Below are 18,639 nucleotides of genomic sequence, written 5' to 3' on the forward strand. Positions count from 1 at the left end.
GGGGCCGGGGCCGTCGCTGGTCAGAGACGGGACGCCCGCCGGCGGAGCAGGGCGCGCTCGCGTTCGTTGTGCGTGAGGGTGGCCGCACGCTCGAACTCGGCGCGGGCCTCGGCCGGTCGGCCGAGCCGCTCCAGCAGGTCGCCCCGTACGCTCGGCAGCAGGTGGTAGGAGCGCAGGGCCGGTTCCTCCGCCAGGGCGTCGACCAGCGGCAGGGCCGCCTCCGGCCCCTGTGCCATGGAGACGGCGACCGCCCGGTTGAGTTCCACCACCGGCGAGGGGACGAGCAGGACCAGCCGCCCGTACAGTGCGGCGATCGTGGGCCAGTCCGTGTCCTCGTAGCGCACGGCCGCCGCGTGGCAGCCGGCGATCGCGGCCTGCAGGGAGTACGGGCCGCTGCCGGCGTGGCGCATGGCCCGGGCGCCGCGGTGGATGAGCATGCGGTTCCACCTGGACCGGTTCTGATCGGCGAGCAGCACCGGCTCCCCGTCGGGCCCGGTGCGCGTGGCCATCCGCGAGGCCTGGAACTCCAGGAGTGCGACGAGGCCGTGCACCTCGGGTTCCTCGGGCATCAGCGCCGCCAGGACGCGGGCCAGCCGCAGCGCGTCCTCGCACAGGGCGGGGCGGACGAGGTCGTCGCCGGCGGTGGCCGAGTAGCCCTCGTTGAAGACGAGGTAGATGACCTCCAGGACCGAGGCGAGCCGGGCCTCGCGGTCGGCACCGTACGGGACTTCGAAGGGCACCCCCGCCGTGGCCAGCGTCCGCTTGGCCCGGACGATGCGCTGGGCGACCGTGGACTCGGAGGCGAGGAAGGCGCGGGCGATCTCCTGGGTGGTCAGCCCGCCCATCAGGCGCAGGGTGAGGGCGATCCGGGCCTCGGCGGCCAGGACGGGATGGCAGGAGGTGAAGATCAGGCGGAGCAGGTCGTCGTCGATGTCCTGCGGGTCAGCCGGTTCGGCGGGTGGTGGCACGTCCTCGAGGGTCCGGCCGACCTCCGCGAGCTTGCGCGCGTACGTCTCCCTGCGGCGGACGAGGTCGATCGCGCGGTGCTTGGCCGTGGCCATGAGCCAGGCGCCCGGCCGGTCCGGGACGCCCGACTGCGGCCACTGTTCCAGCGCGGCGACGAGGGCGTCCTGCGCGAGCTCCTCGGCGATGCCGACGTCACGCACGATCCGGGCGACCCCGGCGATGATCCGCGCGGACTCGATCCTGAACACCGCTTCGACCGCCTGGGCCGTGGTCACTGCCGTCACGGCCACCCATCAGAGCAGCCGTGACGGGGCAGGGCAAACGCGGCGGGATCACATCTCCTGGATCTCGCGGACCTCGGCGCTGACGTTCCACTCGGCCGGGTGGATCTCGAGGAACCGCTTGGTCCACTCGAGGGCCTCGGCCTTGTCCTTGCACTGGATGAGGGAGTAGCCGCCGACGACCTCCTTGGTCTCGGTGAAGGGGCCGTCGGTGTAGCTGATCTTCCCGCCGGACCAGTCGACCCGGGTCCCCTCGGGGGTGCGGAGCAGTCCGGCCGTGTCGAGCATGACCCCGGCCTTGGTGATCTCCTCCATGTAGGCCCCCATGTTCTGCAGGAACTCCGGCGGGAACTGGGTGTCGGGGGTCAGCTCCTGCTCATTGATGCGGATCATCGTCAGGAAGCGCGGCATGGTGACTCCTCGGTCGGGAGGGCGGGGACTCTCCCCGCCTCTCACCCCTGCGTCGAACGGCGGACGCCCGGATCGACAGCTCTTCGGAAATTCTTCGAAGAATCTTCGGAACCGGCCACCCGGCGCCCGCCCCACCGCCCGGCCGGCGCCCGTCCGACGGCCCGCCCGGCCGGTCAGCGGCTGTCGCCCGTCCAGTCCCAGCGCCCCGGATCTCCCGCGCGGCGGCGGTAGTGGGCGCGGCCGCCCGCCCCGTAGCGCCCTATCTCGGTGGGGAGCCTGGCCTCCTCGGCGAGCTGCGGGGCGCTCCAGCCGGTGATGTCCAGGAGGAGCCCGTCGAGGGGGCCGCCCACGAGTTCGCCGTAGACGTGGCCGGGGCGCGGGCCGGGGTCGGGGTCGTCGTGGTCGGCGCCGTAGACCCGGCGCCGGAGCATCCTGTCGTCCATACCGCCCAGCTTCACAGGTGCCACTGACAACGGCCCCCCTCCGAGCGGCGATGATGGTGGCCGCCCTCCACATCGGGCGGGGCAATCACGGGCGGGGCGCGGGAGCGAGGAGCGGCACGCATGGCACGTCGGGTACACCAGCCACTGGAGGACCAGGAGTTCGACTTCATCCTGTCCATGGCGCAGGGGCCGGTTCTCGCCTACTTCTGCGGGACCTGGCCGAAGGCTCTGGAGGCGTGCCGCGCGATGGACGCCGTCGTCGGCGAGCTGGCCGAGGAGTACGGGGCGCGGTTCACCGCCGTCCGTACGGACATGACCCGCTGCCCCGGGACGACCAGGCGTTACGGGGTGACCGGCGCACCGACCGCCGTGCTCATCGAGGGCGGCGAGGCGGTCGCGAGCCAGGCCGGGCCGATGACGCGCGAGGAGTTCCGGGGGTTCCTGGACACCCACCTGGGCGAACTCGGGTGATCTGGCCGAAAGTGCCATAGGTGGGATAGGTGCCCTAGGCATGTAATGGAGTCCGGCACGACGGAACCATTGCTCGCGAGGTGCTTCATGTCCTTCACGTCAGAGACCGTTGCCTTCCCCCAGGACCGGACCTGCCCCTACCACCCGCCGACCGGTTACGAGCCCCTGCGGGAGGGGCGTCCGCTCTCCCGCGTCACCCTCTTCGACGGCCGCTCCGTATGGGTGGTCACCGGGCACGCCGAGGCGCGCGCCCTGCTCTCCGACGGCCGGCTCTCCGCCGACCGCACGAAGGCCTCCTTTCCCGCCCCCACCAAGCGGTTCAAGGGGCTGCAGAACCGCCGCGCCGCGCTGCTCGGGTTCGACGATCCCGAGCACAACGCGCAGCGCAGGATGCTGATCCCGCGGTTCAGCCTGAAGCGCACCGCCGCCCTGCGGCCGCTGATCCAGCGGACCGTGGACCGCCTGATCGACGACATGGTGGCCGACGGCCCGCGGGCGGAACTGGTCGGCGCCTTCGCGCTGCCCGTCCCGTCGATGGTCATCTGCGACCTGCTCGGGGTGCCGTACGAGGATCACGAGTTCTTCGAAGGGCAGTCCCGCAGGCTGCTGCGCGGGCCGGAGCCGGCCGATGTGGAAGAGGCCCGCCGGGAACTCGACGCGTACCTCCACGGCCTGATCGAGCGCAAGCGCGCGGAACCCGGGGAGGGCCTGCTCGACGAGCTCATCGAGCAGCGCCTGGAGACCGGTGAGCTCGACGTCGAGGAGCTGGTCGCGCTCACCGTGATCCTGCTCGTCGCGGGACACGAGACCACGGCCAACATGATCTCCCTCGGCACGTTCACCCTGCTGCGCCATCCCGAGCAGCTCGCCGAACTGCGGGCCGATCCGTCCCTGATCTCGGCGGCGGTGGAGGAACTGATGCGCTTCCTGTCGATCGCGGACGGGATGCTGCGGGTGGCGACCGAGGACATCGAGATCGGCGGGGTGACGGTGCGGGCGGACGACGGGGTGGTCTTCTCCACCTCCGTCATCAACCGCGACGCGTCCGTCTTCGAGCAGCCCGACGCGCTGGACTGGCACCGGCCGACCCGCCACCACGTGGCCTTCGGCTTCGGTATCCACCAGTGCCTCGGCCAGAACCTGGCCCGCGCCGAGATGGAGATCGCCCTCGGCACCCTCTTCGCACGGCTGCCCGGGCTGCGGCTGGCCGCCGATCCGGACCGGATCCCCTTCAAACCCGGAGACACCATCCAGGGCATGGTCGAACTCCCCGTGGCGTGGTGAACGCCGTGTCGACCGCACGTCTGCACATCGACATCGACACGGGCGTCTGCATCGGCGCGGGCCAGTGCGCGCTGACCGCCCCCGGGGTGTTCACCCAGGACGACGACGGCTTCGGCGAACTGCTCCCGGGGCGGGAGGACGGCGCCGGGAGCGCCCTGGTCCGGGAGGCCGCCCGGGCCTGCCCGGTCTCGGCCATCTCGGTACGGGAGGACTGAGTCACGGAGGACCGCATTTCCTGTACAGTTGTCCAGGAAATACGGTCCTCGGATTCATCCCCCAAGAAGTGGAGGCGGCCCGTGCATACGGTCGCTCAGATCCTGATCGGCCTCGTGGCCGTGCTGCACGCGTACATCCTGGTGCTGGAGATGTTCCTGTGGCAGCGGCCGCCGGGCCGCGCCCTGTCCGGCTTCGATGCGGACACCGCCCGCCTCACCGCGCCGCTCGCCGCCAACCAGGGCCTCTACAACGGGTTCCTGGCGGCCGGCCTGGTCTGGTCCCTGGTCATCGACTCGCTCGCCACGCAGATCTTCTTCCTGGTGTGCGTGATCGTCGCCGGGGTGTACGGGGCCGCGACCGCCAACCGGCGGATCCTCGTGGCCCAGGCCCTGCCCGGAGCCCTCGCCCTCGGCGCGGCGCTGCTGGCCGCGTGAGCCCACAGGAGTCGCGCGCGCCCGACCCCCGTACGGCCAGGACCAAGGCACGGTTGGGCGAGAGCCTGCTGGCCGAGTGCGCGGGCCGGCCGCTCACGGAGGTCAGCGTCTCGGCGGTGGTCCGCCGGGCGGGGGTCGGCCGCGCCACCTTCTACCTGCACTACGAGGACCTCACCGCACTCGCCGTGGACGCCTGCGCCGATGTGGTGCACGCCGCGGTCGACGCCCTGCACGCCTGGCAGACCGGCCCCGCGGCCGTCCCCCCGGCCCGGCCCCCCGCCGCCCTGGCCGCATTCCTGGCGGGAGCCGCCGAGCGCGCGCCGCTCTACCGCACGCTCCTCCTCCCGGGCGGCGGCGGCCCGCTGGGCGAACGCCTGCACCGGGAGCTGCGGGCGCGTGCCCGCGCCGAGCGCACGGCGGTCGGAGCCCCGCACCCGGACCTGGTGGCCTCGGCGGTCGCCGCCGCCTTCACCGGCGTCCTGGCGGACTGGCTCCACGACGCCATCCCCGCCGATCCGGCCGGGCTGGCGGACCTCCTGTGGCCGCTGCTGCTGGCCCTCCACCGCGCCGTCTAGTGCTGTGGCCGGAAAGGTTTGCCGGGTCACGGCGTCCGGTGCGGTGCATCGCAAGGCGGAGGACCGCGCCTCGTACTGGACGTACTTGCGTGGTCCGACAACGCGGCGAGGTGCAGTGCCTGGGGGTACCTCCCAGCGGTAGCTGGGGGAGCGCCGCGACCCGGTGAACCTTTCCGGTCACAGCACTAGCGGATGGCCGGGGCGGGCCCGCCCGGAACGCGCAAGAGCCCCGCCGAGCGGATCGGCGGGGCTCACATCACGGGCTGGGCTCGTGAAGCGGTACTAGGAGAGGGGAACCACCCGCTCCGCCTGAGGGCCCTTCGGTCCCTGGGTGACGTCGTACTGGACCTTCTGGTTCTCTTCCAGCGACTTGAAGCCGGTGGACTCGATGGCGGAGAAGTGCACGAACACATCCGGGCCGCCGTCGTCCTGCTGGATGAACCCGAATCCCTTCTCCGAGTTGAACCACTTCACGATGCCTGTTGCCATCTGGCTGATCCTTCTCAACGTTCCACTGCGGGCCGCACACGCGGCCGTCTCGATCCTGCCCAACGGTCCGGCACAGCACACGCTGGACGCGGCCAACCGGGGCGCGCCGCGGATTCGAACTTCTGGCCGCCCTGTCCGTGAATCGGGGGAGAAGTGCCTTCGACAGGCCTCCGAGAGGGGACGGACATGGGCGGGTTCGCAACATTCCGGGTGCCGGACCGGGTGACCGGCACGGCGCAGGACGAGGAGCTCGGCCGGGCGATGACCGCGGCCTGGCAGCGCGACGGGATCTTCCAGGTCGCGGCCGACGCCGGCCAGCGGGCGCGGACGCGGGAGGCGCTCGCGGCGAGCCGCCGGTTCTTCGCGCGCCCCCTGGCCGACAAGGCGGCCTGCGTGAACGACACCTCGTACAGCGGTTACATCGCCTCGGGCGAGGAGGTCACGGCGGGCGAGCAGGACGCGTCGGAGATCTTCACCATCACCCCGGACCTGCCGGCCTCCCCGCGGGGATCGCGGGGATTGCCGTGCCACGGACCGGTGCCCTGGCCCGACGAGGGCTACCGCGCGGCCATGGAGGCCTATCTCGCCGGGGTGGGCGGGCTCGGCGAGCGGCTGCTGCGCCTCGTGGCGCTCGGTCTGGGCCTGGGCCCGTCCGGCATCGAGCGGCTCGCCGGGGCGACCCGCCACGGCTGGCACCACATGCGGGTACTGCGCTTCCCGGCCGCCTCGCGGACGACGGAGCGCGGGATCGGCGCGCACACCGACTACGGACTCCTCGTGATCGCCGCCCAGGACGAGGTCGGCGGACTCTTCGTGCGGCCGCCCATCGCCGGTGAGCGCCGCCCGCGGAACTGGCTGCCCGGGGAGAGCACGGCGGGCTTCGCCCAGGACTCCCCCGGCTGGACGTACGTGACCCCCGTGCCGGGGGTGCTCACGGTCTTCCCCGGGGACATCCTCCACTTCCTGACCGGCGGGGCCCTGCTGTCGACCCCGCACAAGGTGCGGCTCGCGGACCGCGAGCGCTACACGCTGGCCTATTTCCACGAGCCCCGGTTCGACGCCGTGGTCCGCCCGCTGCGGCGGCCGGGGCCGGGTGACGACTCCGGGGTCGACGGGATCCACTACGGGGAGCACTTCACCCGCATGTTCATGCGCTGCTATCCGGAACGGGCAACGACGCGGCGGATCGAGGCCGAGGGGCTGCTGCGGCAGCTCGGCGCGGTCCGCTGACGCGGCAGCCCACGCAGTCGGCGTGCCCCGAGCGGGCGCCGGCGTCCCGGGTGCGCCAGTCCCAGTCGGCCTCCGGGCGCGGTCCGCTCGGCTTGCCCCACCCGGCGAGGTGCAGCAGCCAGGTGACGATCCCGGCCGCGGCCACGACGCCGAGGCCCATCCAGATCCCGGGGGCCCAGGCCGCGCACACGGCGACGCCCGCTCCCGTGAAGCCCAGCAGGGCCAAGGTGGTGCCGGTCCAGCCGGCCACCGTGTGGCCGAGATCGACGTGGCCGTGCGCGCTCATGGTTCTCCCTGGTCGGAGGGACGGCAGTAGGCTCAGAGGCAGGAATCATTTACCTCACGAGCTAAGTAACTTAGATGCTAAGGAGAATGTGCGTGGAGGGCAAGCCCCGTCCCCCGGCCACGGCCGCGGAGGCGATGTCACGCATGGACCAGTACGTCGCCCTGGGGATCGTCGGCCAGCAGGAGGTGGCGCAGCGGCTCGGGCTCAACGTCACCGACCTGACCTGCCTCGGGCACATCCTGGGCGCCGGGAACACCCCGCTCTCCGCCGGCGACCTCGCCGAGCTGGTCGACCTCACCACCGGCGCCGTCACCGGGGTGCTCAACCGTCTGGAACGGGCCGGGTACGCACGGCGCCAACCCGACCCCGCCGACCGGCGCCGGGTGCGGGTGGTGGCCGAGCCCGCGGCCGCCGCCCGGGTCTTCGCGGTCTACCAGCCGTTCTACGACCGGCTCGGCGCCCTGTTCGCGGACTACACCCCCGACGAGATCGCCGTGATCGCCGACTGGTTCCGGCGCGCCGCGGTCGAGGTCCGGACCCACTGCGCGCAGGTGCGGTCCGGGGAACTGGACACCGGGGAGCAATAGCCCCCACTGGTACCATGGGCGGTTGACCATCTTCTTCCTTGCTTCGAAAGGTCCTGCATGAGGAACCCGTCAGTTCACGGACGCTTCGGTGTGAAGGGCGGTGCCAAGGCCGGAGCCAAGTCCGGCGGCAAGACCCCCCGGAGCATCGGGCCGCAGGGCGAGTTCACGATGCACGAGCCGAAGGTGCCGGCACTCCCGCCGGTGGCGTCGTTCTCGGAGCTCGACCTGCCCCTTGAGCTGGTGACGACCATGGCCTCCCTGGAGGTCAGGGAACCGTTCCCCATCCAGGCCGCGACCCTTCCCAACGCCCTGGCCGGGCGGGACGTCCTCGGCCGCGCGCAGACCGGCTCGGGCAAGACGCTCGCCTTCGGGCTGGCGCTGCTGGCGCGTACGGCGGGACAGCAGGCCGATCCGAAGCGCCCGCTGGCGCTGGTCCTCGTACCGACGCGCGAGCTGGCGCAGCAGGTGACGGAGGCGCTGACCCCGTACGCCGAGGCCCTGAAGCTGCGGATGGCCACGGTCGTCGGCGGGCTGTCGATCGGGCGGCAGGTCAGCGCGCTGCGCACCGGCGCCGAGGTCGTCGTGGCCACGCCGGGGCGGCTGAGCGACCTGGTCGGGCGGCGTGACGTCCACCTGGAGCGCGTGAAGATCACCGTGCTCGACGAGGCCGACCAGATGTGCGACATGGGCTTCATGCCGCAGGTCACGGAGATCCTGGACCAGGTGCACCACGCGGGGCAGCGGATGCTGTTCTCGGCGACCCTGGACCGCAACGTGGACCAGCTGGTGCGCTCGTACCTGAAGGACCCGGTCGCACACTCCGTCGACCCGCAGGCGGGCGCGGTGACCACGATGGACCACCACGTGCTGCACATCCACGCGGCCGACAAGATCTCGGCGGCCACCGAGATCGCGGCGCGCGACAACCGCGTGCTGATGTTCCTGGACACCAAGCACGGGGTCGACCAGTTCGTGAAGCACCTGCGGGCCATGGGCGTACGGGCGGAGGGGCTGCACAGCGGAAAGTCGCAGCCGCAGCGCACCCGGACCCTGGCGCAGTTCAAGGACGGGGCCGTCACCGTCCTGGTCGCGACGAACGTCGCGGCGCGCGGCATCCACATCGACGACCTCGACCTGGTGGTCAACGTCGACCCGCCGGCCGACCACAAGGACTATCTGCACCGCGGCGGCCGTACCGCCCGGGCGGGCGAGTCCGGCCGGGTCGTCACCCTCGTCACCCCGAACCAGCGCCGGGACATCGTCCGGCTGATGGCGGACGCCCGGATCCGGCCGACCATCACCCAGGTGCGGTCCGGCGAGGCGGCCCTGAGCCGGATCACCGGGGCGAAGGCGCCGTCCGGGGTGCCGCTGGCCGGGTCCGCGCCGACCGACGCCAAGGGCAAGCCGTCCGGATCCGAGCTCGGCTTCCGCGGGATGGGCACGCGCCCGGGCCGGGTGGGCAAGGGCAAGGAGTCCCGCAAGACGATCGAAGCCAGGCAGCAGGCCGAGGCCCGCCGCGCGGCCCGGGTGCGGCGCGGGGTCTGACCCGCCGGTACCGCAACTCGCCGTCCATCGCTTGCCGTTGGCGGCGGGTAGCGGTCTAGCATCGGTGGATGCAGAGGGGCACGGGGGCCGACCCGACCGACGCGACCGACGTGGCAGGGCGGCTGGAACTCCCGCTGCGCGTCTGGGGGTCCGAGCGCGAACAGGACGTCTACCGCCGGAGCGTGAACGACTGCCTGCGCGATCCCGTGATCCGCAGACGGCTGGGCGCCCGCCCGGGTGTCAGCAGGGCGGCGGTGCGCCGCGCGATGTGGCGCGCGGCGAACGTGCACCGCGCCCTGGAGCCGTGCGAGCGGACACACGGCGCGTTCCGGGGCAGGCTGTGGCTCCTCGACCTCGCCCGGCACCGGGACGAGGCGATCCGGTCCTTCGCCGACGCGACGTGGCAGCTCTCCCTCGTGGGCGGCTGCCTGATCCTCGCCGCGGTCACGTTCCTCGGCTCGACCACGGGGACCGCCGTGGTGTTCGCACTGCTGTTGGCGGCCTCGGTCGTACTGGCGCTGCTGGACGCCCCCTCCCGGCAAGGCCTGGCCGAGCGGCTGGCGATCCTGTTCGGACGGTTCTGCGTACCGCTGCTGGAAGCCCGCGCCGATGTGCTGGAGGCGCGCTGGGGCGAGGAGCTGCGCACGCACGGCACCGGGCCGCTGATGCTCCGGGTGGTCGAGGCGCTGCTCGGGGAGGACTCCGACGCACTGCTGCTGGCGGTCCACCACGACGGTCTGCGGTCCTCGGACGGACTGGGGTTCCTGGTGGCGGGCAGCTCCGCCGAGCAGCTGCAGCGCAGGATGGACCAGATGGACGGCGGCACGATCGCCGTCTGCGGCCCCCGGGGCGTGGGCAAGACCACCCTGTTGAGGGGCTGCACGGAGAACGCCGGCTTCTCGGTGTTCGTGTCGGCGCCCGCCGCGTACGCGCCGCACGACTTCCTGTTGTCGCTGTTCATCACCCTGTGCCGGCGCCACATCGAGGACGAGGGGTTCGAGGCGCCGGAGTTCGTCCGGCTGTCCGCGGTGCGCCGCACGCTGCGCGGGCTCCGGCCGTACGCCGGCCGGGGGCTGCGCCGGCTGGCCTTCGCCCTGCCGGCCACCGCCCTGGTCGTGCTGGGCCTGTTCGCGACGGTCCGGTCGCTCGCTGAACGGCCCGGCTCCCCGCTGCGGCGCGCGTACGACACGGCCGCCGGGTTCGTCGGCGACTGGGTGCCGCGGGTGTGGCGGGGCGAGGAGGTCGGCGCGGCGCTCGCCGTGACGGCGGCCGGGATCCTGCTGTGGCGGCTGCGGCGGAGCCCGGGAGCCCGGCGGTACATCCGGCAGCTCGCGGTGGGACTGCTCGCGGCGGGCGCACTGGCGCTGCTGGTCGGGCCGTTCGTGTCGCTGGCCCTCGACGCGGAGGTGCGGGGGCACGCGACCGCGGCGTTCTCCCAGTGGAGATGGACCGTCCTGGTGGTGCTGGTGGTGGCTGCCTGCGGCCTGCTCGTGCAACTCGCGGCGGCCGCCGGACCGTTCCGGGTGTGGCGGTGGAACCTGCCGCGCGCGGACGTGCTCCCTCCGCTGCAGCTCGCCTTCGCGTGCGGGCTCGTCGTGGTGCTGCTCGCGTCCACGGAGATGCGGGCCGCCCTCACCGACGGCGGGAATCCGGCCCGCATGGCGGCGTTCGTCTGCGGGCTGCTGCTGGCCAGGCTGATGGTCTGGCGGCCCCGCGCGGTGGAACCGCCGCTGGTACGGGAGTGCCGGGACCAGCTGTACCGGCTCCGGACGGTGCAGAGTTCCACGGCGGGCATGACGTCGAGCGGGACCCAGTTGCTGACCCTGGGCACCTCTCACACCACCTCGCTGTCCACCGTCCCGCCGAAGTTCCCCGAGCTGGTGGCCGACTTCCGGGAGCTGCTGGTGCGCATCGCGGCGGAGCGGCACGCGCGCAGGCAGAGCGTGGTCATCGCCATCGACGAGGTGGACCGGCTCGGTTCGGACGCCAAGGCCCTGGAGTTCCTCGGCGAGGTCAAGGCCATCCTGGGCGTTCCGCACGTCCATTACCTGATCTCGGTGGCCGAGGACGTCGGCGCCGCCTTCGTCCGCCGCGGGCTCCCCCACCGGGACGTCACCGACAGCTCCCTCGACGACATCGTGCACGTCAGGCCGTGCACGCTCGCCGAGTCGGCGGAGATCCTGGAGAAGCGGGCCCCCGGCATCTCCGACCCGTACGTCCTGCTCGCGCACGCCCTGTCCGGCGGACTGCCCCGAGACCTGATCCGCTACGGGCGGCGCATCGTCGAGGTGGAGGGCGCCACCTCGTCCCGCGAAATCCGGGACATCTCCCGCGCGATGGTCCTGCAGGAACTGTCGGAGACCCTCGCAGGCTTCCGCACGCTGCTGGGCAAGCAGCAGTGGACACCGGAGAACGGGGTCCTGCTCACCTCCTTCCGGACCTTGACGGGGCGGTTGCGCACGGCGGGCTCGCGCGACCAGGCCCTCGAACTCCAGGGGGCGCTGGAGGACTTCGCGCTGCGCGCCCCGTACGGGCAGGCCGGCGCGGGCGCCCCGGAGCTGACGGACGCCGCCCGGCAGCTGATCGAGGAGGCGTCGGTGTACTCGTACTTCGCCCTCACCCTGCTGGACGTGTTCGGCTCCGACGGTTTCAGGCGGCGCCGGGAGAACGCGGAAGGGCGCGGCCCGGACGGCGATCCGGAGCTGCTGGCCGAGGCGCGGCGGGAGCTGGCGGTGTCCCCGTACAGCGCCCGGCCGCTGCTCACGGCGATCCGGACGGCGTGGGAGCTGCCGCTGGTGGCGGTGCCGCAGCCGCGCCGGCCTGCCGGTCCGTATCCGCCGCCGGGGCCGGGGCAGGCCCCGGCCGGGCGGCCGTGAGCCGCCCGGTTCAGACCGCGGTACGGCGGCGCAGGCGCTCGGCGGCGGCGTTGCGGACGCGGCGGGTGCGGGCGCTGGTGGCGAGCAGGCCGAGGGCGTCGAGCGAGGTCAGGGACTGTGCGGCGGTGCGCTGGCACCAGTCGGACGCGGCGACGAGCTCCTCGGCGGACCAGGGCTCGCCGTGGGTGATGGCCTTGAGCAGGGTCCACTCGCGGAGCCGGCGCTCGGGAAAGGCCCGGCCCGCGAGCACGCCGGTCATCGCCCGGGCCCAGGCGGGGAACCCGTCGTCGGCCAGCAGCCGTGCCGCGCGGCGGTCGAGGTGGGTGACGACCGCGCTCTCCGCCATGACCGGGTCGGGATCGCGCAGGACGGCGGCCACGACCTCGGCCTCGGCGGCCGCTCCCGGCGCCACGGCGAGCGACTCCAGGTGGCGGCCGTAGCGCCAGTGTTCGGGTGGCGTGGTGGCGTCGGAACGGCTCATCGGGCGGCGCCTTCGCGGACGTGCCCGGCCCGGGAGCCGTCCGCGGACGGCTCCCGGTCGATCTCCACGGCCACCGGAGCCCGGCCGTCGTCCGTGGGCATGACCCACACGCTCTGCGGCACGGCGACGGCCGGCCGCTGCTTCTTCGTCCCTCTCCCCATGGCACCCATTCCACACGACTGCTCTGGCAGGTCGGCGGCCAGGGTGCCGTCACGGCACTAGGGCCTGTCGTCAAACTCCCGTCGTCGCCCGCAGGGCGTCTCGCGGCGTCTGGTGCGTGCTCTCGGTGCGCCGGGCGGAAGCCCGCGTACCGGACGTACTTGGGCTTTCGCCCGGTGCGGCGAGAGTGCGTGCCAGGCGTCGCGAGGCAGACGGGAGTTTGACGACAGGCCCTAGGCGCGTACGGGGGCCAGCATCAGGGACTCGGCGCCGACCGGCCGGTAGCCGGCGGCCTGGAAGACGCGGACGCTGCGGGCGTTGCCGGTGGCCTGCTGGGACCAGACCGGTGCGCCGTCGGGGACGAGGTGTCGGGCGGCGACGGCCAGTTCCCGGCCCAGGCCCCGGTCGCGGACGTCCTCGTCCACCTCGATCGCCGTCTCCCAGCGGCCCGCGACGCCCCGGCCGAGGATGACGACTCCGCCGTCCGCCGCCCAGACCCGTACGTCGTCGCGGCGGCCGAGTGCCCGCCGGACGCGCGGGTGGTCGGGGTCGTCGATCTCGCGCAGCTCCAGCGGGGGTTCGCCGGGCAGCGGGTCGGCGACGGTCAGCAGGTCGATCGTGTCACTGCTGCGTCCCGTGCGTTCCAGGAGCGCGGTCAGGAAGCGGGCGTTCATGCTGGCGGCCAGCGCGTCGGCGTCGACGGCGGCGAGGGTGGAGCGCACCCACTCCGGGTCCTCGTCGGTGAACACCACCGAGTGCGCGGTGAAGGCGATGACGCCCGCGTCGCGCCGGTTCTCCTGCGGGACCACGGTGGTGCCGCCGTCCGCGGGCGGGAAGCGGCCGCCGGCCGCCGCGTCCAGGATCTCTGCCAGTGTCCGTCCCCGGCCGTGCTGCTGGAGTGCCATGTCTTCGCTCCTGATTCGTGGTCGCTACACATGATCTCAGGTGCGGGGAACGGCAGTTCGGGCAGGGGCGGCGGAGAGCCGGGCTCCCGGCGCGCGCGCCGGCTCTCCGGGGCGCCGGTCAGCTGCCGCCGGGTGTGCCGGATCCTCCGGGCTCACCGGGTCCACCGGGTCCACCGGGTCCGCCGGGTCCGCCGGTCGCGTGGGGCTCGTGCGCCTCGTGACCGCCGGCCCCCTGCTCCGACTCGTGGCCCGGCTCGGGCAGCGGGGCCCCCGTCTCCAGGAGGGTCTTGAGGCTGGAGGCCAGCATCGGCCACGCCCGCCCGCACATGCCGATCAGCGTGCCGTCCGGCTCGAAGCCCTCGTGGAGGATGGTCAGCCGGGCGAGGGTCTCGCCGACCGGCTCGATCTCGTACGTCACCTTCGTGCGCCGCTCCTTCGCCAGCTCGGCCCGGAGCTCCTCGGCGATGCCGACTGAGGCCGCCCACTGCGGGGTGAAGGTGTGCCAGGTGTAGGAGAGCAGCCGGTCCGGAACGCAGTCGAGGACCACCTGCTCGGGATCGCTCGTGCGGGCCCCGCGCTCGACCCAGTCCATCGGCGAGCCCACCGCCCAGTCGGTCTCGAAGCTCAGGCCCCAGTACCGGCGCGTGAAGGCGGGCTCGGTGAGGGCCTGCCAGACCCGGGCGGGATCGGCCTGGATGTACAGGGTGTAGGTGATCGCACTGTCGCTCATGGCCCCATGCTGCGGGACCACGAACCGCGGACGCCGGATTTCCCGATCATGGCGACGGCCGGGGGCGCCGCTGACCGTGGCGGAACGGCTACCAGCGGGTGCCCGGTTCGGGGAGTTCGGTGGGTGGGGTTCGGGTGGGGGCGGGGAGGGAGAGACGGGTGCGGGCCGTGTGGACCGCCGCGAGTTCGTGGGCGCCGGCCGGACCCCAGTCGCTCAGTTCGCGGACCTGCTCGGGGGTGGCCAGCAGCCGGGCGTACGCCGGGTCGGCTGCCGGGGGGAGGGCGGTGAGGCGGGCCGCGGTGCGGGCGTGGGCGCCCTGGTCGCCGTAGCGGTAGCCGAGCGGGGCGGCCCCCGTCGTGGGGCCGGCCGAGGGGGGCGGCAGGTGGGCCGCGCCGGTGGCCCGGGCGATCAGCAGGAGGACCCGGCCGTCCGGGGCGAACAGCCAGCCCGAGTGGTCCCGTACGGGCAGCTGCGCGGGGACCGGGCCCGCGTGCCAGGCGCCGTGCTGCGGGATCCGGCGGGTGCGGAGCACGCCCAGCCGGTCCAGGGCGGTGGGCACGGTGGGGCGGCCGTCCTCCAGCAGGGCGGTGCCGGCGCCGTTGATGCGGGCGCGCAGGGCGGACAGGGCGCGGCGGGCGTCCCCCGCGTCCATCAGGGAGGGCAGTTCGGCCGGCTCGGCGAAGTGGATGCCGGTGACCTCCTGGTCGGGGAGCCGGACGGAGTCGATCCGGTCCGGGGTCCAGGTACCGCCGTCGTAGACGAACAGGATCTCGCCGGGGAAGCGCATGCCGGCCGGGAAGCCGGGGGTGTCGGCGGGGATCCAGTCCACGGCGAGGCCGCGCGGGTAGCGGCCGTCGACGCCGAGCTCCTCGCGCAGCTCGCGGGCCGCCGCCGCGCACGGCGCCTCCCCCGCGTCCACGGCCCCGCCGGGCAGCAGCCGGTCGGCGCGGTAGTCGACGCTCTGGACGAGGACCCGGCCGTCGGAGTCGGTGACGAGGACGACGGCCGCGGTCCACAGGGCGGCGCGGGAGGCGCCGTACGCCTCCGGGGTCATCCAGGTGCCCTCCCGGTCGGACCGGGAGGCGCTGGACTGCGCTTCGCCGGGCCGGGCCTCGCCGGACGCGGACCCGTCGGTCAGGGTCTTCTCGGACACGGCCTTGTCGGTCAGCTGCGGCATCGGAACTCCGTTCACCGTGGGTGGACCCGCCGGGCTGTGCAACAGCGGGGGCGTCCCCCTGGTTACGGAGGCCTCTCGGACCCGGACCGAACACCCCCGCTTTGCCACCCCTATACCTCCTTATTACCTGGTTATGTAGATCTTGCTACGGTCCTGGGGCGGGCCGGCGGCATGAAAACCGTCGGTCCGACCACGTCACCGGCCGCCCGAGGAGAGACCCACACATGCGACGCGCTTCCCGTACGGACACGGGCCCGGGCACCCGGACGGACACCGGAAAGCGGTGGAGCGTGCCGGGTCTCGTCGGCGTGGCCGGCGGCGCGGCGGTCGTCGGCCTCGGCGGGCTGTACGCCGCCGGGCTGCTCTGGGCCGGCGAGGACGTCGCGCCCGGGACGAAGGTGCGCGGGGTCGACATAGGCGGGATGAGCCGGGCCGAGGCCCGCCAGGCCCTGGACCGGGGGCTGGGCCCGGCCGCCGCGGCCCCGGTCGGGCTGCGCATCGGCGAGCGCACCGAGCAGGCCGAGCCGGGGGCCCTCGGCCTGTCCCTGGACACCGCCGCGACGGCGGAGCGCGCCGCGCGCTCCGGTTCCGGCCCGCTCACCGTGATCGGCCGGCTGTTCTCCTCCGGCGACCCCGATGTGGATCCGGTCGTCCGCCTGGACGAGAAGGCGGCCCGCGCCGCGCTGGACGGCCTGGGCAAGAAGGCGGGTCAGGAGGCGCGCGAGGGTTCCGTCGCCTTCGAGAAGGGCAAGGCCAAGGCGGTGGCTCCGGTGACCGGCACCGCCGTCGACGTCGACCGCTCCCTGGACGCGCTGCGCACCGGCTACCTCCGCAAGGGCACCGCGGCCGGGGCAGCGGCCGAACCGCTGGCGCTCCCCGTCCAGCGGACCGAACCGCGCGTCGGGCAGCGGGAGACGGACCGGGCCCTGAAGGAGTTCGCCGAGCCGGCGATGTCCGCGCCCGTCACCCTCACCGTGGGTGGCAGGCGCATACCCGTCGGCCCCGCAGTCCTCTCCAAGCACCTGTCCCTGAAGGACGACGGCCAGGGCCGCCTCACCCCGGGTCTCGACGCCAAGGGGCTGCTCGCCGACCCTGCCCTCGCCGGGCCGTTGCGCCAGGCCGCCCCGGGCCCCTCCGAGGCGCGGCTCCGGGTGGACGGCGCGGGCGGCGTCGCCGTCGCCGAGGAGGGCAGGGCCGGCCGCCAGGTCACCGAGCGGTCCCTGGGGGCGGCCGTGCTGCCGCTCCTGACGGGGGCCGACGCCGCAGCCCGTACCGGCGAGGTCGCCACCGAAGAGGCCCGGCCCCGGCTCTCCCAGGACACCGTGCAGCAGCTCGGCATCAAGGAGAAGGTGTCCTCCTTCACCGTCACCTTCGAGCCCGCCGCCTACCGGACGACCAACATCGGCCGGGCCGCCGAGCTGATCAACGGCTCGCTGGTGCTGCCGGACGAGACATGGAGCTTCAACCGCACGGTCGGCGAGCGCACGAAGGAGAACGGCTTCGTCGACGGGCTGATCATCAACAACGGCCAGTACGAGAAGGCCTCCGGCGGCGGGGTCTCGGCGGTCGCGACCACCGTCTTCAACGCGATGTTCAAGCGGGAGACGATGAAGACCCGTTACACGCCGCGCGACCGTGTGACGTGCCCATGAGCCTCGCGGCGGCCGGGCGGACGGCGGGGCAGGAGCCGGGCCGGAAGGCCGAGCGAGACGCCCCTTCGGGCGGGCCGGATGAGCAGGGCACCTATTCCGGCAGCCGGGCCGGACAGGAAGCCGGCCCCGGCAGGCCGGCCGGGTGGCGCGGCGGTTCCGGCAAGCTGGCCGCGCATGGCGGCGGTTCCGGCCGGCTGGCCGGGGTGGACGCCGTGCGCGGACTCGCCGTCCTCGGCATGTTCGCCGTGCACGTCGGACCCGAAGCCCGGCCCGAAGGCACCGGATACCTCATCGTCGCGTCCGACGGCCGCGCCCCTGCACTCTTCACCCTCCTCGCCGGCTTCTCCCTGGTGCTCGCCCAGCGCGGGCGCGGCGCGGCGGAGCAGCCCGCCGGCTGGGCGCAGCGCTACCGCCCGCTGCTGATCCGCTGCGCGATCCTGGCCGCGCTCGGCCTGGCCCTGGCCTCGCTGTGGCCCGGGATCCTGGTCATCCTGGCCTTCTTCGCCGTGTACTTCCTGGCCGCCGAGCCCTTCACCCGGCTCTCCACTCCGGTTCTCACGGCCGTCGCCGCGGTCTCGGTGGCGGCGGGCCCGCTGCTGTCGTTCCTGCTGGCGCCGGTGTTCGGCTACGAGGCCGCCGGGCGCGGCCTGGTCCCCGAAGCCGCCGATCTGACCACCCTTTCCGGGCTGGGCGACGTGCTGTGCGAACTGCTGCTCACGGGCGCGTATCCGCTGGCCACCTACTTCCCGTACATCCTGGCCGGGATGGCCCTCGCGCGGCTGTGCGACGTCCGGGAGCCCGCGGTGGCCCGGCGGATGGCGGTGTGGGGCACGGCGGCCGCGGTGGCGGGCTACGGCACGGCCTGGGTCGCCGCCCACGTGTTCGGCGCCCGGGAACGACTGTTGGCGGCGGTCTCCGTCCACCATCCGGAGGCCTTGGCCGCCGCCGACCCCGTACGGGAGGTGCTGCGCGGGCAGTACGGCGCGGTGCCGAGCACCTCGTGGGACTGGCTCCTCGTGGCCGATCCCTACAGCCAGACCCCGTTGGAGACCCTGGGCAACGCGGGCGTGGGCGCCGCCCTCATCGGCCTGTGCGCCCTCGCCGCCCGCCGCCGCGCCGGCGCCCGCCTGCTGCGGCCGCTCGCGGTGCTCGGGGCGATGGCGCTGAGCGCGTACGTGGTCCACGCGCTGGTGCTGGCCGGCCCGGCCCACGGCGCCGGGTCCTGGTCCGCGTGGATCGCCTTCAGTGCCGCGGCACTTGTCCTGACCTGGGGCTGGCAGCGCCTCTGGGCCCACAGCCCACTGCGCCGCGGTCCGGTGGAGCACGCGCTCCGGCTGGCGGCGCACGGGCCGGGGCGCCCGGGGCCGCTCGCGCGCCGCGGGAGTCACCCGTCCGCGTGACGGGGGTGCGACTCCGGCGGCCCGGGTACGGCAGGGTGGGC

At 73.9% G+C, this 18,639-nt stretch carries 21 protein-coding genes; 11 read left to right on the forward strand and 10 right to left on the reverse strand.

The features are described 5' to 3' along the window. Positions 1 to 20: 20 nt before the first annotated feature. The 3 genes from ACFWBN_RS03055 to ACFWBN_RS03065 form a co-directional block, all read right to left on the reverse strand. The gene (locus tag ACFWBN_RS03055) at positions 21 to 1,241 is read right to left on the reverse strand and encodes an RNA polymerase sigma factor (RefSeq protein WP_385169724.1); all 1,221 of its coding nucleotides are present in this window, start codon (positions 1,239 to 1,241) and stop codon (positions 21 to 23) included. A 57-nt stretch (positions 1,242 to 1,298) separates the two neighbouring features. Beyond that, positions 1,299 to 1,658, reverse strand: coding sequence for a YciI family protein (locus ACFWBN_RS03060; RefSeq protein ID WP_385169603.1), 360 nt, complete (start codon positions 1,656 to 1,658; stop codon positions 1,299 to 1,301). A 173-nt stretch (positions 1,659 to 1,831) separates the two neighbouring features. Next, positions 1,832 to 2,101 carry a hypothetical protein gene (locus ACFWBN_RS03065; RefSeq protein WP_385169606.1) on the reverse strand — a complete coding sequence of 90 codons (270 nt, stop codon included), beginning with the start codon at positions 2,099 to 2,101 and terminating at the stop codon, positions 1,832 to 1,834. 120 nt (positions 2,102 to 2,221) lie between these two features. Between ACFWBN_RS03065 and ACFWBN_RS03070 the strand changes: the two genes are divergently transcribed. The 5 genes from ACFWBN_RS03070 to ACFWBN_RS03090 all read left to right on the forward strand — a co-directional run bounded on the left by ACFWBN_RS03070 (position 2,222) and on the right by ACFWBN_RS03090 (position 5,081). Further along, positions 2,222 to 2,572, forward strand: coding sequence for a thioredoxin family protein (locus ACFWBN_RS03070; RefSeq protein ID WP_385169609.1), 351 nt, complete (start codon positions 2,222 to 2,224; stop codon positions 2,570 to 2,572). Positions 2,573 to 2,659: 87 nt separating this feature from the next. Then, positions 2,660 to 3,856 (forward strand): cytochrome P450, encoded by a 1,197-nt coding sequence (locus ACFWBN_RS03075; RefSeq protein ID WP_385169612.1) that lies wholly within the window; start codon positions 2,660 to 2,662, stop codon positions 3,854 to 3,856. 20 nt (positions 3,857 to 3,876) lie between these two features. Next, positions 3,877 to 4,071 (forward strand): ferredoxin, encoded by a 195-nt coding sequence (locus tag ACFWBN_RS03080; protein WP_257559557.1) that lies wholly within the window; start codon positions 3,877 to 3,879, stop codon positions 4,069 to 4,071. Positions 4,072 to 4,152: 81 nt separating this feature from the next. Beyond that, positions 4,153 to 4,506: a DUF1304 domain-containing protein gene (locus ACFWBN_RS03085; protein ID WP_385169617.1), complete on the forward strand. Its 354-nt coding sequence runs from the start codon at positions 4,153 to 4,155 to the stop codon at positions 4,504 to 4,506. Continuing rightward, entirely contained in the window at positions 4,503 to 5,081 is a 579-nt protein-coding gene (locus ACFWBN_RS03090) for a TetR/AcrR family transcriptional regulator (protein WP_385169620.1), read from the forward strand. The genes ACFWBN_RS03085 and ACFWBN_RS03090 overlap by 4 nt, the downstream gene beginning before the upstream one ends. 282 nt (positions 5,082 to 5,363) lie before the next feature. Here the strand turns inward: ACFWBN_RS03090 and ACFWBN_RS03095 are convergent, their stop codons facing one another. Then, entirely contained in the window at positions 5,364 to 5,570 is a 207-nt protein-coding gene (locus ACFWBN_RS03095; RefSeq protein ID WP_385169622.1) for a cold-shock protein, read from the reverse strand. Between the two features lie 186 nt (positions 5,571 to 5,756). Here ACFWBN_RS03095 and ACFWBN_RS03100 point away from each other — a divergent pair, with 186 nt between their 5' ends. Next, positions 5,757 to 6,800 (forward strand): 2-oxoglutarate and iron-dependent oxygenase domain-containing protein, encoded by a 1,044-nt coding sequence (locus ACFWBN_RS03100; protein WP_385169624.1) that lies wholly within the window; start codon positions 5,757 to 5,759, stop codon positions 6,798 to 6,800. Here the strand turns inward: ACFWBN_RS03100 and ACFWBN_RS03105 are convergent. After that, positions 6,718 to 7,086: an HGxxPAAW family protein gene (locus ACFWBN_RS03105; RefSeq protein ID WP_385169627.1), complete on the reverse strand. Its 369-nt coding sequence runs from the start codon at positions 7,084 to 7,086 to the stop codon at positions 6,718 to 6,720. The two genes, ACFWBN_RS03100 and ACFWBN_RS03105, sit on opposite strands and share 83 nt — an antisense overlap. A 92-nt stretch (positions 7,087 to 7,178) precedes the next feature. Between ACFWBN_RS03105 and ACFWBN_RS03110 the strand changes: the two genes are divergently transcribed. The 3 genes from ACFWBN_RS03110 to ACFWBN_RS03120 all read left to right on the forward strand — a co-directional run bounded on the left by ACFWBN_RS03110 (position 7,179) and on the right by ACFWBN_RS03120 (position 12,094). Further along, the gene (locus ACFWBN_RS03110) at positions 7,179 to 7,673 is read left to right on the forward strand and encodes a MarR family winged helix-turn-helix transcriptional regulator (RefSeq protein WP_385169630.1); all 495 of its coding nucleotides are present in this window, start codon (positions 7,179 to 7,181) and stop codon (positions 7,671 to 7,673) included. A 57-nt stretch (positions 7,674 to 7,730) separates the two neighbouring features. Then, positions 7,731 to 9,218, forward strand: coding sequence for a DEAD/DEAH box helicase (locus ACFWBN_RS03115; RefSeq protein WP_385169634.1), 1,488 nt, complete (start codon positions 7,731 to 7,733; stop codon positions 9,216 to 9,218). Between the two features lie 68 nt (positions 9,219 to 9,286). Beyond that, positions 9,287 to 12,094: a hypothetical protein gene (locus tag ACFWBN_RS03120; protein WP_385169637.1), complete on the forward strand. Its 2,808-nt coding sequence runs from the start codon at positions 9,287 to 9,289 to the stop codon at positions 12,092 to 12,094. A 10-nt stretch (positions 12,095 to 12,104) separates the two neighbouring features. Here ACFWBN_RS03120 and ACFWBN_RS03125 read toward each other — a convergent pair whose 3' ends face one another. The 5 genes from ACFWBN_RS03125 to ACFWBN_RS03145 form a co-directional block, all read right to left on the reverse strand. Next, positions 12,105 to 12,575 carry a hypothetical protein gene (locus tag ACFWBN_RS03125; protein WP_385169640.1) on the reverse strand — a complete coding sequence of 157 codons (471 nt, stop codon included), beginning with the start codon at positions 12,573 to 12,575 and terminating at the stop codon, positions 12,105 to 12,107. Continuing rightward, the gene (locus tag ACFWBN_RS03130; protein ID WP_385169643.1) at positions 12,572 to 12,736 is read right to left on the reverse strand and encodes a hypothetical protein; all 165 of its coding nucleotides are present in this window, start codon (positions 12,734 to 12,736) and stop codon (positions 12,572 to 12,574) included. The genes ACFWBN_RS03125 and ACFWBN_RS03130 overlap by 4 nt, the downstream gene beginning before the upstream one ends. Positions 12,737 to 12,967: 231 nt before the next feature. Continuing rightward, positions 12,968 to 13,639, reverse strand: a complete 672-nt coding sequence (locus tag ACFWBN_RS03135; protein WP_385169646.1) for a GNAT family N-acetyltransferase — start codon at positions 13,637 to 13,639, stop codon at positions 12,968 to 12,970. A gap of 118 nt (positions 13,640 to 13,757) precedes the next feature. After that, positions 13,758 to 14,369: an SRPBCC domain-containing protein gene (locus tag ACFWBN_RS03140; protein WP_385169649.1), complete on the reverse strand. Its 612-nt coding sequence runs from the start codon at positions 14,367 to 14,369 to the stop codon at positions 13,758 to 13,760. 88 nt (positions 14,370 to 14,457) lie between these two features. Further along, a complete protein-coding gene (locus tag ACFWBN_RS03145) occupies positions 14,458 to 15,546 on the reverse strand; it encodes an NUDIX domain-containing protein (protein WP_385169651.1) in 1,089 nt (362 codons plus the stop codon). 224 nt (positions 15,547 to 15,770) lie between these two features. Here ACFWBN_RS03145 and ACFWBN_RS03150 point away from each other — a divergent pair, with 224 nt between their 5' ends. Together ACFWBN_RS03150 and ACFWBN_RS03155 are read left to right on the forward strand one after the other, a co-directional pair. Further along, positions 15,771 to 17,198, forward strand: a complete 1,428-nt coding sequence (locus ACFWBN_RS03150) for a VanW family protein (RefSeq protein WP_385169654.1) — start codon at positions 15,771 to 15,773, stop codon at positions 17,196 to 17,198. Next, positions 17,195 to 18,598: a DUF418 domain-containing protein gene (locus tag ACFWBN_RS03155; protein WP_385169656.1), complete on the forward strand. Its 1,404-nt coding sequence runs from the start codon at positions 17,195 to 17,197 to the stop codon at positions 18,596 to 18,598. The genes ACFWBN_RS03150 and ACFWBN_RS03155 overlap by 4 nt, the downstream gene beginning before the upstream one ends. Positions 18,599 to 18,639 lie beyond the last annotated feature (41 nt).

Source organism: Streptomyces sp. NPDC059989, from assembly GCF_042736975.1.
Taxonomy (GTDB): Bacteria; Actinomycetota; Actinomycetes; order Streptomycetales; family Streptomycetaceae; genus Streptomyces.